This is a genomic window from Dyella humicola (genome assembly GCF_026283945.1).
GTDB lineage: Bacteria > Pseudomonadota > Gammaproteobacteria > Xanthomonadales > Rhodanobacteraceae > Dyella > Dyella humicola.
In genome coordinates this window covers 269687-285717 of the sequence record NZ_JAPDPC010000001.1, presented here as the reverse complement: position 1 = coordinate 285717, position 16031 = coordinate 269687, and the positions used below count along the sequence as shown (strand labels likewise).

Genomic DNA, 16031 nt, shown 5'->3' with positions numbered 1-16031 from the left:
TGTGCGGCGAACGTCAATGGCGATTCGAGCGTCATCAACACGGCCTCTAGCGTACGCCCTGGTCCGGCTGTTGGGCCCAAATCCACCAGGTCGACAAACACAAGGCTGAACCTTGGGCTGCGATAAGGCCAATGGCGAAACCCTCAGCGTGCAAGAGCGGGCGCCTGCCATTGCAGTAAGCAATGAACTGCCACCCGAGAATGGTTCCAATGGCCAAGATCGGCACGTTCTTGGCCCAGCCATACTTGCGAAGAACCAGGTATGCCGGAAACGCGGCAACTAGTGTCCAAAAATAGGCGAAGGTCACGATGATGGCTAGAAACGACAGGGGGCCATAGAGGCTTTCTCCCACTCGAAAGCTGTAGGCAACCAGCTCGATCAACCAATGCATTACGGACGCCACCAATGGCGCAACAAGGAAGGCTAGCTTTGTCCTTGGCCGATCTAATCCCCTGTGATGAGCGGTACCGCGTAGTACACCGGCCCCTTCTACCCTTGAAGCGAGAGATGTCCGCTACGGGTCGGGAGCGGACACTACGTTGGGTCAGGATCGGTGAATGTTGACCTCGGAAGAGTGGCAACCACCGCGTCTAATAAGTTCGTTGCGCTTCCCAGAATCCAGCTGCGATAGTGCGCTTCGATGGCGATTCTTTCCGAATCAACCTCCTGAAGGCGGTCAGGGTTCCAAAGATCACGGGTCCGGCCAACTGGAAACCTATCCGTTTCAGAGTCAACGCAAACAAATGGGCGAAATAGCAGTTCATCCAGTCCGTGGTTGGACCATCCCCACTGCGCCACATTTCTCACACCTTCTGTGAGGCAAACCTTCTCTTCCAAGAGATCTTCCAGTGCCTTTCTGACCAGTCGAAGAACCACGGTGTTTGGGTAACCGCTTTGCATTTCTCCCCCTCTGCGACCACCATTTGCCCGCGATTACGTCCGCTCCGGGTCGCAAGCAGACATCTCAGCTCGCTCAGGGTTTCTCGGGCAGCGGTGCGAGTGGTCTACGGGCCGGCGGGACACTTTATGCTTTATTTCAACCATAAAGTGTCCCAAACGGACAAGTTATGCTTTAGAGAACAATAACCGTGGCTTCTACGCAGGGATGGTGGGCCCACCAGGATTCGAACCTGGAACCAAAGGATTATGAGTCCTCTGCTCTAACCGTTGAGCTATAGGCCCTTGCTTGCACCGGCGCCTGATGGCCGGTGCGGGAGGCCGCAATGTTAGCTTTGTTGGGGCTTTGGCGTCGACCTGGCGGGCTGGCGGTTGGCCTGGGAACTGGCGTGCTCCGCTGCCCGGAGGTCGGTTTCCGGGCGCGGGTGACGTAGACTCGCCGGCAGCGCGCCTGGGAGCGGGCGCATTGATAGGAAGGCGCCATGCGCGAATTGATTGAACGTTACCTTGGCGCGTACAACCGCATAGATGTCGACGGCATGCTGGCGACCATGCATCGCGAGGTAGTGTTCGAGAATTACACGGCGGGCGTGCTGAGCGTGCGCACGCTGGGCGTGGATGAGTTGCGCCGCCTGGCGGAGAGTTCGCGCTACCTGTTCTCCGCGCGCCGCCAGATGATACTGGCCTATGAGGAACGCGACGGCACGGCGACGGCGCATATCCTGTTTGATGGCACGTTTGCCGTGGATCTGCCCAACGGCGTGCGTGCGGGGCAATCGATTACCTTGGGTGGGCGCAGCGAGTTTCGCCAGCGCGACGGTTTGCTGGTTTATATCGCTGACTACAGCGAGTAACCCGCGGCGCGTGCGTCGGCCTTGAGCGAATCGTGCTCGGTCCGGCGTAGGAGTGCATTGCGCCAGTGTTGTTGCTGCGCTGGCGAGGCATCCACCAACCATTGCGGCTTGCTGGCTACCAGGGCCGCGACGGGTACGCCGTCTTCGTAGAGCACACGTGTGCCGACCAGGGCGGGCAGCTTGTTGCCTGCCAGTACGGTGCCTACCAGGTTGAGTGGGTCGCATCCGCTGACGCAGACCAGCTCGCCTTGCGCTTCGGCGCCGCGGGTGGCTCGCAGGCGGGCGATGGCTTCGGGCAGGGCGAACTGTTCGCCGACCAGGCCTTCCACGAAGCGGCCACCGCGGATTTCGCCGCGGGCTTCCAGGCGGTGGTAGACGCGGAGGAGTTCGCGCCAGGTGGGGAGCCAGGGGGCTTCGCGCTCTAGCAGTTTCCAGAAGACGACGCCGTAGCGGCGGAGCAAGGTGCGGGCGATGTGTTCGGTGGGGTCGGGGGTTTCGCTCACTGCCGAGGACTTTGGCGAAGATCCAGTGCTTGCTCCCGCAGAGTTCAGCGCTTTCGCGAGCACCCGCCCCTCATCTGCCCTGCCGGGCATCTTCTCCCCGGGGGGGAGAAGAGTCTGGGGTTTTACCCTTGACCAGCGGCCGGCGTCTTCTATTCCGGTGAGCATGTGGCGGCGGAGGCGGCGGTGTCGGTGGGCGTCGCGTTTGGCGGCGGGGACCAGCAGGGCGCGCAGGCCGGCGAAGCTGTCGGCGGTGATGCGGCCGGCGGCGACCAGTTCGCCGAGTGCGCCTTCGAGTTCGGTGCGTAGCAAATGCGTGGCGTGGAGCAGTTCGTCGAAGAACAGCGCGCCTTCGTCGCGCAGTGCATCGAGTACGGCTTGGGCGCGCGAGGAGATCAGTACGTCTTGTACGTTGTCGCCACTGGACGCTGCGCCGGTCCAAATAGGTAGGCTGCGGCGCGGCAGCAGCACAATGGGTGTCGCGCGCACGGGGCCGCCACCACCGCCGCTGCCGGTGCGCAGACGGCTCCAGCTGATACGGCCGGCACGGCACAGGTCGTCGAGCCAGCTGATGGCGTAGTCGTCGATGCGCGCGGGTAGCAGTTCGGCTTCCCATGCACCGGCCGCCGCTTCGAAACCTTCGAGCTGCGTGAGCACGGCCGGCAGGGCGTCGGGGCCGCTGAGGCGTGAACCCGGTGCCACGTGTTGCCAGTCGAACAGGAAGCGCATCAGGTCACGCCGGCTTACGGGCTCGATCTCGCGGCGCAGGCGGCCGATGGTGTAACGGTGGATGCGGGCCAACAGGTGGCGTTCGCACCATTCGATCTCGGACGCTTCCGGGGTGAAGCGGCCTTGCATGACATAGCCTTCGGATTGCAGGCGGATCAGGGCTAGGTCGATGTCGGTGGTGGGTACCTGGATGGCTGTGGCGAGTTGGGCCACGGTGACGGGGCCGAGTGCGCTGAGTCGGCTGCGGACGAGTTCGAGTAGGGCGTCTTCGCGGGTCCAGGTTTGGGTGGTGAATTCGGTGGGTGCTGTGATGGCTGGTTCAAGCGTGGCGTTGGGGTGGATGGAGTGCCAGAGGGGGAGTTTTTCGGCGGAGGTGTGGATGGATAGGGGGAGCAAAGTTGAAGCGTTGGAAGAGCTTGTCTTCGCTTCGTGGACGTCATCTCGCGAGGTTGGCCCCTCACCCCGGCCCTCTCCCCGGAGGGGAGAGGGAGTAAGGGCGGTAGCTCGATGGGACTTCGCCAGCGTGTTTAGCCAGTTGGTCCAGCCTTCGTTGTTGTCGGCTTCGTGTTGGGTTATGCCGCCCAGGACGCCGAGGGCTTCGTGCATTTCGTCGGCGCTGCGTACTTGTGGCCAGGCTTCTTCGCGTACGGCGGTGATCGCTTCCGGGTCGAGGCGGCCGAGATCGTCGGCGCTGTCGGCGTCGGTCCAGCGGCGGGACTGCACGGCTTGGGTGCGGCGCTCTTCCAGTGGTGCGTCGTCGAGGAAGGCGTAAGGCGCGGCGTTGAGTACTTCGCCGGCCAGAGGGCTGGGGGCGGCGAGATCGCGGACGACCACGGTGATCGAGCCGTCCTCCAGGCCGTGCAAGATATGCAGCAAGCCATCCACGTCCATCGCTTCGCGCAGGCAGTCGTGCAGGGTCTGGTTGACCAAGGGATGATCGGGGATGTCACGCTCGCCGACGATGTTTTCCAGGCAGGCCACCTGATCCGGAAACACGGCGGCGAGCAGGTCTTCGCTCTTCATGCGCTGCAAGGGCGGCGGCACTTTGCGGCCCCCCTGGAAGCGCGGCAAGGCCAACGCGGTGGTGGCGTTCCAGCGCCAGCGCGCGGGGAACAGCGGCGCATCCAGCAAGGCCTGGATCAACACGTGCTCGGCGGAGTCGGAGTGCAGATAGCGCGCCACTTCTTCAAGCGGGAAGCTGTGGCTGGTGGACAGCGACAGCACGATGGCGTCTTCGGTGGCGGCGGCCTGCAGTTCGAAATTGAATTGGCGACAAAAGCGCTTGCGCAGCGCCAGGCCCCAGGCGCGATTGATGCGGCTGCCCCAGGGTGTGTGGATGATGAGTTGGGTGCCGCCGGATTCGTCGAAGAAGCGTTCGAAGACCAAGGTGGTTTGCGTGGGGAGCACGCCGAGGGCGGCCTTGGCGGCGGCGAGATAGTCGGCGAGTTGCTGTGCGGCGGCCTCGCTCAATCCCAGCGTGTGTTGCAGCCAGTGCATGACGGCGGGCACGCCGCCTTCGTCAATACGCGTGGCGATTTCCTCGCGCAGGCGCGAGACGCCGTGCGATAGCTCAGCGGTGCGACCGGGCGCTTCGCCAAGCCAGAAGGGGATATTCGGTGGCACGCCTTGCGCGTCTTCCACGCGCAGGCGATCACGCTCGACGCGCTGGATGCGATAGCTGGTGTTGCCGAGCTGGAACACGTCGCCGGCCAGGCTCTCGACGGCGAAGTCTTCGTTTACCGTGCCGATGATGGTGGCTTGCGGCTCCAGCACCACGAGGTAATCGGCGGTATCGGGAATGGCGCCGCCCGACGTTATCGCCGTGAGGCGTGCGCCGCGCCGGGCGCGTAGCTGGCCATGCACGGCGTCGCGGTGGATATAGGCCGCACGTGGGCCACGCGACGTCGCGAACCCTTCCGCCAGCATGCGGACGGTGGCGTCGAATTGCGCGCGGGTAAGGTTTCGGTAGGGGTGGGCGCCACGCATCAGGGCGAACAGCGCGTCCTCGTTCCATTCCTGGCAGGCGACTTCGGCGACGATTTGTTGGGCGAGTACGTCCAGCGGCTGTGGCGGCTGCATCAACGCATCAAGCTCGCCACGGCGTACGCAGTCGAGCAGCGCCGTGCATTCGACCAGGTCGTCGCGCGTGGCGGGAAACAGGCGCGCCTTGGGCGTGCCGTCCACCGCATGGCCCGAACGACCGGCGCGCTGCAGGAACGCGGCGATGGAACGCGGTGAGCCGAGCTGGCACACCAGGTCCACGTCGCCGATATCGATACCCAGTTCCAGCGAGGCCGTGGCAACCAGTACGGCAAGGTCGCCACGTTTGAGGCGTTGCTCGGCATCCAGCCGTTGTTCCTTGGCGAGGCTGCCGTGATGGGCCGCTACGGCTTCCTTGCCAAGGCGTTCGGAGAGATGTCGCGAGACGCGCTCGGCCATGCGGCGTGTGTTGACGAAGACGAGGGTGGTGCGATGTGACTCCACCAGCTGGGCGAGGCGGTTGTAGACCAGCGCCCAGCAGTCGTTGGACATCACGGCTTCCAGGGGTACTGGGGGTACTTCGATGGCAAGGTCGCGGTGGCGGGTGTGGCCGACGTCGATGATGCAGACGTCTTCGCGCGGTGCTGGAGCGGTGGGTGCGCGAGCCGTCGCTTTTCCTTCCTCTCCCCTCTGGGGAGAGGATTGAGGTGAGGGGTGGGTGCTTGCGGGAGAGTCGATCGAAGCTCGATCTGAAGTGGGCTTGTCGCTAGATTGGCCCCTCACCCCAGCCCTCTCTCCGGTGGGGAGAGGGAGCAAGGTGCGCGCTCCGATCAGGAACTTCGCCACTTCCTCGATCGGCTTCTGCGTCGCCGACAAACCAATCCGCAGCAATCGCCGCTGGCATAGCGATTCCAGGCGCTCCAGCGACAGCGCCAGGTGCGCCCCGCGCTTGCTCGAAGCAATGGCGTGGATTTCGTCGATGATCACGGTGCGCGTCCCGCCCAACATGGCGCGGCCGGATTCGGAGCCCAGCAGGATGTACAGCGACTCTGGCGTGGTGACCAGGATGTGCGGAGGGCGCTTGCGCATCCCGGTGCGCTCGGCCTGGGGAGTGTCGCCGGTGCGCACGGCGGTGCGGATATCCACATCGGGCAGCCCCAGCTTGGCTAGCTCCGCGCGAATGCCTTCCAGCGGCACCTCCAGGTTGATGCGGATGTCGTTGGACAGGGCCTTCAGCGGCGAGACGTAGACCACCGAGGTGACGTCGGGCAGCGCGCCGCCATAGGCAAGGCCTTCGCGCACCAGCATGTCGATGGCGGAAAGAAACGCCGTTAACGTCTTGCCCGAACCCGTCGGCGCCGCGACCAGGGTATGCCGACCCGCGCGGATGGCCGGCCACGCCGCCTTTTGCGGTGCTGTTGGCGCGGCGAACGCGCCCTGGAACCAGGCCGCGACGGCGGGATGAAAATCATGCAGTGGCATGGACTTGGGCTGGCGTCGGAACAGCTCGGCGATGGGTTTGAGATGGGGGCTTCACGGCCGTTTGGCAACGCGCAGCCGACATCATGCACCCATCCTCCGTGGAGGTGGCCGGCATGGGGTAGCCCGTTCGGGGCAGCGTTGAGTCCCTGACTTCCGAGGAACAGCCACAGCGCCCTCCACTTGATGCAGAATTCGGCCTTTCCTTTCAGGGCCGCAATGTGAATCACCCGCGCGACCACGCCAGCGACAGCTCCCAATACCTGACCATGGCCGATGGCCAGCGCCTGTTCGTGCGCGACTGGCCCCAAGCCCGCAGTCAGGATGCGGTACTTATCGTGCACGGCCTGGGTGAGCACAGCGGCCGCTATCAGCGGCTGGCGATGTGGTTCCGCACGCGCGGCTATGCGGTGCGCAGCTACGACCAGCGCGGCCACGGCCAGACGCCAGGCATGCGCGGCGCGATGCGCCACCGCGACGACCTACTCGAAGACCTGGCCACGGTCTACAACGACTATGCCTCCAACCTGCCCCGCCCGCCGTTACTGCTGGGCCACAGCATGGGTGGACTGGTCGCGGCGCGCGCCGTGCTCGATCAGCGCTTGCAGCCGCCCGCCCTAGTGCTTTCCTCGCCAGCGTTCCGTTGCTGGGAGGGCCGATGGTTGCAGCGCCTGGCTGCCGTGCTCGCCCACGTAGTGCCAAGCCTGCCGCTGCCCAACGGGCTGCCGGCCGACAAGCTCTCGCATGACCCCCAGGTGCAGCCGGCCTATCGTGGCGATGCCCTGCGTCACAGCTGGGTTACGCCGCGCATGGCCGATTTCATTTTCCGCGCTGGCGAGAACGCCATTCGCGACTCCTCGCAGCTACCCGTGCCTACGCTGTTGCTGGTGGCCGGCGCTGACCGACTGGTCGATCCCTCGGGCAGTCGCGACTTTGCCGCGGGCGCATGGGCCAGCCAGAAGCTCACCACGCGTTATTTCGATGCGCTGTACCACGAGTTGTTCAACGAGGCGGAGCCGGCGCGTAGTCAGGTGCTGAAGCAACTGGGTGATTGGTTGCAGCGGCTGGGCTGACGTTACCGTTGCCGGCCACTCATGGCCGGCTGTCACATCCACTCGCGCTTGCCGGTGAACGTGATGGTCAGCCATTCCACCCGGATATCACTGCCCAGCCGGGCGGCAATGTCGCTGCGCACGGCATCCACTTCACTCATCGTGCCCAGGGGTCGACTCGGCTCGACCAGGACGTGGATGTCGATGAAGCGCATGCGGCCGATCTTGGCGACGTAACTGTCGAACCTTAGATAGCCCTGCTCCTTCACCAAGGCCTCCATCACCGAGCGCACGCGGCTGTCGAGCTCGTCCGGGGCCAGTTGCAGCACCTCGCGCAACGCATGCCAGAGGCTCTTCAGTGGCAGTGGCAGCAAGGCGAGGGTGAGCAGAAGCAGGATGGTGGAGTCGATATAGCGCGTCCAATGATCGAGCGGACCACCTTTGATGATGGCGGCGATGCCAAAGCCGACCAGCACGGCAATGCTGATGCAGCCACTGATAAACCAGCTGCGCATATCCACCTGCAGCAAGACCGAGCCCAGCGCGACAGCGTGTCGATGCATATAGAACGCCATGCCCATGCAGAACACGCCCACGAACGCGACCCAGGCGGCGCCGATGCCGAACGACAGCTCGTGCCCACCCGTGAGCAGGTCGTGCACCGCGGTGAAGGCGGCGTAGCTACACACGACGGCGAGGACGGCCGAATTGAACACCACGATCAACGGCTCGAGATGCCAATAGCCAAACTGGAATCGGCGGCTGCCTTCACTGGCGACCAGGCGTGAGACTGCCAGCGAGCCACCCGTAAGCACGGCATCGACCAGCGAATAGAAGCCGTCGAAGGCGATGGCTTGCGAGCGCATGAACAGGCCAGCCACCACGCTTGCCGCGCCTATCAGCAAGGCCAGAACGATGGAAAGGCGCAGCTGGCTTTGTTCGCGTGAGGTATCCATGGCACTCGTCTTGGCTGACTGCGCGCTGGTAAGGATTCGGCGCGACGCGATGTCACGCGGAACGTCCGCGCTGCTCCCCTTCATTATGCTTGGTGACGCGCGTGAAGCCGCTGCGACAACGTGTTTCTTGATTGTGACAATGCCGCCGGTCGACTGGCCGTGAAGGCAGATAGGGCCCTTCGAAACGCGTGCCTTGGAAGCTCACTTGGCCGGGCGAGCACGGCGCCGCAACCTTCACGTTTTGCAGTCATTGGGCGGCACAGCATGATCGGGATTTTTCGAACGCCCGGGGAATGCCATGTCGGACAAGCTCGGCTCGCCGTCTCGGCGCGACTTTCTACGGCAGTCACTGGTCGCCGTTCCGGCGGTGAGTCTGCTCGGGACGTCGGCCATCGCACAGTCCCAGGGCGGCGCCGCACCCGCCACCGCGGGGCCGGCGTATACGCCCCACTACTTCACCGCGCCCGAATGGGAATTCATCCAGGCGGCGGTGGATCGATTGATTCCCTCCAGCGAAGACGGACCCGGTGCACTGGAACTGGGCGTCCCCGAATTTCTCGATCGCCAGATGGATGACGCCTACGGACACGGCGGCCTCTGGTATATGCAAGGGCCGTTTGTGCCCGATACGCCGCCCACCCTGGGCTATCAACTGCGCTTCGCACCCCGCGACCTCTATCGCACCGGTATCGCCGCCGTCGACGACTGGTGCCAGAAGCAGCACAACAAACACTTCTCTGCCCTGCCCCCCGAGCAACGCGACGAGGTGCTGCATGGGCTGGAGAAAGGCGACATCAAGTTGGATCAACTGCCAGCCACCGCCTTCTTCTCCTTGCTGCTGACCAATACCAAGGAAGGTTATTTCGCCGACCCGATGTATGGCGGCAACAAGAACATGGGCAGCTGGAAGATGATCGGTTTTCCCGGTGCGCGCGCCGACTTTGCCGACTGGATCGAACAGCCCGGCAAGGTCTATCCGCTCGGTCCCGTGTCCATCAAGGGAGCGAAATCATGACGCGCATGAAACCGGTCGACGTGGTGATCGTCGGCTTTGGCTGGACCGGCGCGATCATGGCCATGGAACTGGCGGATGCAGGCATCAACATCCTCGCGCTGGAGCGCGGGGATTATCGCGACACCTCTCCGGATTTCGCTTATCCGCGCAGCGCCGACGAGTTGGCCTATGGCATCCGTGGAGGCCTGTTCCAGCCACTGGCGCGCGAAACCATCACGATCCGCCACACGCTGGATGAAACCGCCGTGCCGTATCGGCAGTACGGTTCGTTCCTGTTCGGCACCCACGTCGGTGGCGCTGGCATCCATTGGAACGGCCAGCATTACCGGCCGTCGCCCGAAGATATGGAGTTAGAAAGCCATATCACGCAGCGCTACGGCAAGAAGTTCATGCCGGAGGACATGCAGATCCAGGACTACGGCGTCAGCTACGACGAGCTGGAGCCGTTCTTCGATCAGTTCGAATATGTCTGCGGCACGTCGGGACGCGCCGGCAATCTCAACGGCGAAATCAAGGACGGTGGCAATCCGTTCGAAGGCCCGCGCAAACGCGAGTATCCGAACCCACCCGTAGCCGACAACTACGCGGCCAAGCTGTTCGCCGACGCGGCACGTACACTCGGCCACAAGCCATTCCCGCAGCCCTCGTCGAATGCCTCGCAGCCGTACACCAATCCGTATGGGGCACGCTTGGGCCCGTGCAATCTGTGCGGCTATTGCGAGCGCTTCGGCTGCTATATGTATTCCAAGGCCTCGCCGCAGACCACCATCCTGCCGGTGCTGATGCGTCGCTCGAATTTCGAGCTGCGTACGAACAGCCATGTCACCCGCGTCAATCTCGACAACACCGGCAAGCGTGCCACGGGCGTCACCTATATCGATGCGCAGGGCCAGCAGGTGGAGCAACCGGCGGACCTGGTGATCGTCGCCGCCTTCCAGATGCACAACGTGCGCCTGATGCTGATGTCGGGCATCGGCAAGCCGTACGACCCGAAGACCGGCACCGGCGTCATCGGCAAAAACTACGCGTACCAGATGATGAGCAGCATCGCGCTGTTCTACGACAAGGACGTGGCGATCAACCCGTTCGCCTCTGCAGGCTCGGGTGGCAATCAGATCATCGACGACTTCAACTCGGACCATTTCGATCATGGCCCGCACGGTTTCGTCGGCGGCGGTTACATTTTGGGCGGCCAAACCGGTGGACGTCCGATCCAGCAACTGACGTTGCCGCCGGGCACGCCCGCGTGGGGTGAGAAGTGGAAACGCGCCGCCAAGGACAGCTACCTGCATACCACCGGCGTGCAGACGCACGGCTCGGTGATGTCCTATCGCGATCGATATCTCGACCTTGATCCCACCTACAAGGACAGCTTCGGCCTGCCCTTGCTGCGCATGACCTTCGATTGGCACGACAACGAATACAAGATGACGCGCTTCCTGACCGACCGCGCGCAGGAGATTGTCGACCAGATGAAACCGCGCCAGAGCGCGCAGACCATCCGCAAACCGGGTGATCACTACGACACGCGCCAGTACCAGACCACGCACACGACCGGCGGCGTGATCCAGGGCAAGGACCCCAACACCAGCGCGCTGAACAACTTCCAGCAAAGCTGGGACGTGCATAACGTGTTTGTCACCGGCGCATCGGCGTTTCCGCAGAACATCGGCTACAACCCGACCGGCCTCATCGGCGGCCTGACCTATCGATCGGTCAAGGCGATCCGCGAGACCTACCTCAAGAACCCCGGCCCCCTGGTGCAGGCATGAACACCCTGGCCCATCGTCGTCGTAGCGGTGGTGGCGCCCTGCTACGTATCGTCCTCTGGTTGATCGTGTTGGTCGTGCTGGCCTGGTTGGCCACCTTCGCCTTGGGCCGCGGTGGTGGCGATGCCGCAGCGACGTTGCCGATGCCAACCGATGCGCAGATCAAGCAGGGTGAATACCTGGCCAGGCTCGGCGACTGCGCCGCCTGCCATACGGCGCCCGGCGGCAAGGCCTTTGCGGGTGGGCTGCCCATTGCTTCACCGATCGGCACCATCTTCAGCACCAACATCACGCCGGATCCGAAGACCGGCATCGGCAGCTACACCTACGGTCAGTTCGAGCGCGCCGTGCGGCGCGGCATCAAGCCGTCGGGACAAACCATGTACCCGGCGATGCCGTTCCCTTCGTTCTCACGGGTAAGCGACCAGGACATCCAGGCGCTGTATGCCTATTTCATGCGCGGCGTAACGCCGGTGGAGCAGGACAATCTGCCCAATCGCATTCACTGGCCGCTGTCGATGCGCTGGCCATTGACCTATTGGCGCTGGCTGTTCGCTCCGAAGGTCGAACCCATGCAGGTGGCCATGTCGCAACACCCGGTGCTGGCGCGCGGCGAATATCTGGTGGAAGGGCTGGGCCATTGCGGTGCCTGTCATACGCCCCGGGCGTTCACGCTGCAGGAGCGCTCGCTGGGCAACAGCCCGTTATTCCTCAGTGGCGGCGAAAGCGACAACTGGGTTGCGCCCAGCCTGCGCGGCGAACCGGCCAGCGGGCTCGGCAGCGTGACCGACGCCGAGCTGGTGACTGTACTCAAGAGCGGACGCAGCGAACGCAGCGCCATCTTCGGCTCGATGTACGACGTGGTGGAGCACAGCACGCAGTTCATGAGTGACGACGACCTCACCGCGGTCGCGACGTTTCTGAAGTCGCTTACACCTTCGCGCCAGGAAACGCCCGTCACCTACGACCAGGCGACGCGCGACGCCTTGTTCGCCGGCAAGGTGAGTGCACCCGGCGCGCAGCTCTATATCGATAACTGCGCCACCTGCCATCGCACGGATGGCCACGGCTATGGCTATGTGTATCCCGCGCTGGCGGGCAACCCGATCATCAACGGCGACGACCCGCGTTCGGTCATTCGACTGGTCTTGCATGGCGGCACCATGCCGTCGGGTCGCGACGCGCCGAGTCAATTCAGCATGCCGGCGTTTCGAGATCGGCTGACGGATCATGAGGTGGCCGAGATACTGACTTTCGTGCGCTCAAGCTGGGGCAATCGCGGGGGGGTGGTGGATGCGCAACTGGTGGCGCATATGCGGGGGCTGCCGCCTGCGGGAGAGCCGATGATGACGGGCTACGATCCGCGTGCTGGGCGACCTGGTGCGACGCCGGCCACGCAGCACTAGCGATGCGACGAAGGCTGTAAGGGCCCGTTCAAGCCTTCGGTAACGAGGGAAGAGATAGGCAAAAAAGCGGTACTCCTCCCTCACCGTCATCCCCGCTTTCGCGGGGATGACGGCTAGGCGGGCGGACGGGTAGACGGGTAGGAAGGGGGCGAGTGCCTGGCCGTCGCTGAGGCATTGAACGGACTCCTGGAACGCAGCAAGTTTCGAAACGCCGAATAGTTCATGCAGACCATGCCACCGCGCATGGTGGGGGCGGCCCTCCGGGGCCCGAATTACCGTCCAAAACCCGGTGAACCACTGGACGAACAGGCGTCGGGGAGTCACGCTTATTGTTCCCCTCCGCCAGGACCCTCCATGAGAACGCCAGCCCGTGCCGCCCCGACCCTGCTTGCTGACCTCGGTGGCACCAATGTGCGCTTCGCTCTGGCCGATACCGGTCGCGCCGCGCCGTTGATGGAAGACAGCGTTCGTCGTTACCGGGTCAAGGACTATGCCTCTCTGGCTGACGCGATCCGTCAGTACTTCGAAGACACCGGGCACCGCGCCCAGCGCGGCATCATCGCCGCTGCCGGTCGCATCAGTGAGGGCGAGACGGTCAAGGTCACCAACAATCCCTGGCAGGTCGCGGCGCATGCGCTGCAGACCGAACTGCAGATGGATTCGGTGCACCTGGTCAACGACTTCGCCGCGCAGGCCATGGCCGTGCCCCTGCTGCTCGCCGACCAGCTGTCGTCGGTCGGCCCGCAGCCGCTGCCGCCACTCGGTACGCGCGAGCCGCAGACCTATGTGGTGATGGGCCCGGGCACCGGCCTGGGCGTCGCCGGCCTGCTGCGCCGCGAATCTCACTGGATCGTGCTGGAAACCGAAGGCGGTCACGCCGGTTTCGCCGCACACACCGCGGAAGACGTGGAGATCCTGCACCGCCTCAACGACCGCTTCGGTCGTGTTTCCAACGAGCGCATGATCTGCGGCAACGGCCTGGTCAATCTCTACCTCGCCCTCGCCGACATCGCTGGTGAGCCGGCCGAGGAATACACACCCGAAGACATCACGTCGCGCGCCGAGGCGGGCACCGACCCGCTGTGCGTGCGCACGGTGGAAACGCTGGCCGGCATCTTCGGCAGCGTGGCGGGCGATCTCGTGCTCAGCCTCGGTGGCTGGGACGGTGTCTACCTCACCGGTGGCGTCTTGCCCATCCTGTTGCCGTGGATCAAGCGAGGTAATTTCCGCGAGCGCTTTGAGGCCAAGGGCCGCTTCCGCGAAACCATGGAACAGGTACCTACCGTGGCCATGGTCCACCCCGAGCCAGGCTTGCTCGGCGCCGCCGCGCTGGCCGTGCTAGAAGCGGGCAGGCCTCTGGTCGCTGGTGGCGGCTAAAAGCCCCACGCTCGAAGATGGAGCGCGGGGGCTCTTATCGCGGACGCGCTCAGCTGTAGTTCCGCGTAAGTACGCGAAGCTGTTTGCTCGAGCCTGAGCGCACGAGGTCGACGTAGTCGTCGAGTACAGCGGCTCAGTCGTAGTCCCGGGTAAGCCAATGAACCGACGCGACCGATACTCCCTGCAGGTTATCGATGTGGTAGTCGAGCACATCCACGCCGGAGTGGCCGGCAATCATGGTCATCGACTCGTCGTAGACCGGGCCATGCGCCGCAGTGCCGCCACTGGCCGCCATGTCTGCGCAAGTGGAGTGCTTGCGTAGCGCCCCGGAGTCAAGCGAGGCCGGTACCGTGCTGACGCAGGTGTCTTGCACGATCAGCCCTCTGAATCGAACCATCCCGCTGCTTACGGGTGGTGCGGCATAGAGCGCAGCGCTCGTTACGCACAAGCCCATGGCCAGAACCGTGACTGCACTTTTCATATCGTCCCCTGCGAACTGTTATGACGCCCCACGCCACCGAAAGCAGCTGCGTGCCGACGGCCCCTGGGCGAATTCCGGATAGCCGCGGCCGGGCCCGTGCCACGCGTGGTCCTTGCACCACGGCGCGCACGGCCATCACGAAACCCCTCAACCCGACATGATTTAGGACTACAAATTAAAGATCTTTGTCCTACTCAATTTGTCGGGCGCTCGTAGGATCCACGGGCCGAATCCATTTGTCTGTCATCCCACGGCATATTTTTTTACCCGTGATGACGAGCGAGAAAATCCCGACTGGCGTGCGGTGCTCGCCAGGGACGCAGCGCGCTTGGTGCTATTCTCGGCCCACCCTTTTTTGCAACGGCATCACCCCATGTCGCACCATGGCACTGCCTTTCTGTTCGATCTCGACGGCACGCTCGTTGACAGCGTTTACCAGCACGTGCTGGCCTGGAAGGAAGCGCTCGATCGCGAAGGTGTCGAGCTGTCGGTGTGGCGCATCCATCGCAAGATCGGCATGAGCGGTGGCTTGTTCGCCAACATGCTGTTGCGCGAAACAGGTTTAGAAATCACCGAGGATCGGCTGACGCGACTGCGCCAGTGGCACGCCGAGGCGTACAACCGGCAGGCCGCGCAGGACGCGGTACGGCCGTTGCCTGGTGCGCGTGAACTACTTGCCTTCCTCACGGACGAAAAGATTCCCTGGGCGATTGCCACCAGCGGGCGCATGCAGACGGCACAACACAATCTCGAGGCGCTCGGCGTCGACCCATCGAAGGTGCCGGTGGTGACGCGCGATCAGGTGCGCTATGCCAAACCCGATCCGGATCTCTTCATCACCGCGGCAGAGCGACTCGGCGTAGACGTCCACTACAGCCTCGTCATCGGCGACAGCATCTGGGACATGCTTGCGGCGCAACGTGCGCGCGCACTGGGTGTAGGCCTGCTCTCCGGTGGCTACGGCGAGGAAGAGCTGGAAGATGCCGGTGCATTCCGCGTGTATGAAGATCCGGCGGATCTGCTCAAGCATATCGACGAGGTCGCTGCGCGCCGTTGAGGCGTGTGGCGTGCGCGTGTCGCACCCTGCATGTCAGGTGCGATTCATCGCCGCGGGAACCGCTGCGGTTAGTCTCAAGGTCTGTCCGCTGATCGGAGGCCGCCATGCGTCGATATCTCGCCATGCTCCCGCTCGCCCTGCTCGCCGCGTGTTCGCCCACCTCACCACCGCCCGAGCAGAAACCGCCGCAACCAAAGTCCGCCCAGAACGTGCCCGACAACGCCGTGCTCGGCTCCACCGCATGGTATGCGTGGGTCGACAGCCGCGTGCATGTCACCGACGCCGAGGGGCACGGACCCGACCCCGGCTCGGACGAGTGGAATCACGCGGTGCAGCACCGACTGGGTCAGGAGGCGCCGCAATTGCCGGTAGGGTCGCCGCAGTGGCAGCAGGCGGTGGATGGGTTGTTGCGGGCGAGGCGTTGAGACGCTTTCTTCCTCTCCCCTCTGGGGAGAGGATCGAGGTGAGGGGCGGGTGCT

At 64.1% G+C, this 16031-nt stretch carries 11 protein-coding genes, 1 tRNA gene and 2 pseudogenes; 8 read left to right on the top strand and 6 right to left on the bottom strand.

Annotation, left to right across the window (positions count from 1 at the left end; all coding sequences use genetic code 11):
* Positions 1-46: 46 nt before the first annotated feature.
* Both OUZ30_RS01255 and OUZ30_RS01250 read right to left on the bottom strand, forming a co-directional pair.
* Positions 47-391 (bottom strand): hypothetical protein, encoded by a 345-nt coding sequence (locus OUZ30_RS01255; RefSeq protein ID WP_266180341.1) that lies wholly within the window; start codon positions 389-391, stop codon positions 47-49.
* Positions 392-1106: 715 nt separating this feature from the next.
* Positions 1107-1182: transfer RNA gene (locus OUZ30_RS01250), tRNA-Ile, on the bottom strand.
* Positions 1183-1379: 197 nt separating this feature from the next.
* Here OUZ30_RS01250 and OUZ30_RS01245 point away from each other — a divergent pair.
* On the top strand, positions 1380-1751 hold the full coding sequence (locus tag OUZ30_RS01245) for a nuclear transport factor 2 family protein (RefSeq protein ID WP_266180340.1): 372 nt from the start codon (positions 1380-1382) through the stop codon (positions 1749-1751).
* Here OUZ30_RS01245 and OUZ30_RS01240 read toward each other — a convergent pair.
* Together OUZ30_RS01240 and OUZ30_RS20395 are read right to left on the bottom strand one after the other, a co-directional pair.
* Positions 1739-5626 (bottom strand): annotated as a pseudogene (locus OUZ30_RS01240) (Lhr family helicase); the annotation flags it as partial. The gene OUZ30_RS01245 and the pseudogene OUZ30_RS01240 overlap by 13 nt on opposite strands.
* A 159-nt stretch (positions 5627-5785) precedes the next feature.
* Positions 5786-6442: pseudogene (locus OUZ30_RS20395) on the bottom strand (DEAD/DEAH box helicase); the annotation flags it as partial.
* Positions 6443-6660: 218 nt separating this feature from the next.
* Between OUZ30_RS20395 and OUZ30_RS01235 the strand changes: the two are divergent.
* Positions 6661-7512: an alpha/beta hydrolase gene (locus OUZ30_RS01235; RefSeq protein ID WP_266180338.1), complete on the top strand. Its 852-nt coding sequence runs from the start codon at positions 6661-6663 to the stop codon at positions 7510-7512.
* 32 nt (positions 7513-7544) lie between these two features.
* Here the strand turns inward: OUZ30_RS01235 and OUZ30_RS01230 are convergent, their stop codons facing one another.
* Positions 7545-8447: a cation diffusion facilitator family transporter gene (locus tag OUZ30_RS01230; RefSeq protein WP_266180337.1), complete on the bottom strand. Its 903-nt coding sequence runs from the start codon at positions 8445-8447 to the stop codon at positions 7545-7547.
* 298 nt (positions 8448-8745) lie between these two features.
* Between OUZ30_RS01230 and OUZ30_RS01225 the strand changes: the two genes are divergently transcribed.
* From OUZ30_RS01225 to glk, 4 genes are all read left to right on the top strand, one after another.
* Complete coding sequence (locus OUZ30_RS01225) at positions 8746-9462, top strand: gluconate 2-dehydrogenase subunit 3 family protein (RefSeq protein ID WP_266180336.1); 717 nt, start codon at positions 8746-8748, stop codon at positions 9460-9462.
* On the top strand, positions 9459-11234 hold the full coding sequence (locus OUZ30_RS01220; RefSeq protein WP_266180335.1) for a GMC family oxidoreductase: 1776 nt from the start codon (positions 9459-9461) through the stop codon (positions 11232-11234). The genes OUZ30_RS01225 and OUZ30_RS01220 overlap by 4 nt, the downstream gene beginning before the upstream one ends.
* Positions 11231-12637, top strand: a complete 1407-nt coding sequence (locus tag OUZ30_RS01215; RefSeq protein ID WP_266180334.1) for a cytochrome c — start codon at positions 11231-11233, stop codon at positions 12635-12637. Before OUZ30_RS01220 ends, OUZ30_RS01215 begins: the two co-directional genes overlap by 4 nt.
* A 354-nt stretch (positions 12638-12991) precedes the next feature.
* The gene (glk, locus tag OUZ30_RS01210; RefSeq protein WP_266180333.1) at positions 12992-14014 is read left to right on the top strand and encodes a glucokinase; all 1023 of its coding nucleotides are present in this window, start codon (positions 12992-12994) and stop codon (positions 14012-14014) included.
* 133 nt (positions 14015-14147) lie between these two features.
* Here the strand turns inward: glk and OUZ30_RS01205 are convergent, their stop codons facing one another.
* The gene (locus OUZ30_RS01205) at positions 14148-14495 is read right to left on the bottom strand and encodes a hypothetical protein (RefSeq protein WP_266180332.1); all 348 of its coding nucleotides are present in this window, start codon (positions 14493-14495) and stop codon (positions 14148-14150) included.
* 373 nt (positions 14496-14868) lie between these two features.
* Here OUZ30_RS01205 and OUZ30_RS01200 point away from each other — a divergent pair, with 373 nt between their 5' ends.
* Complete coding sequence (locus OUZ30_RS01200) at positions 14869-15552, top strand: HAD family hydrolase (protein ID WP_266180331.1); 684 nt, start codon at positions 14869-14871, stop codon at positions 15550-15552.
* 104 nt (positions 15553-15656) lie between these two features.
* On the top strand, positions 15657-15977 hold the full coding sequence (locus OUZ30_RS01195) for a hypothetical protein (protein ID WP_266180330.1): 321 nt from the start codon (positions 15657-15659) through the stop codon (positions 15975-15977).
* Positions 15978-16031: the final 54 nt, after the last annotated feature.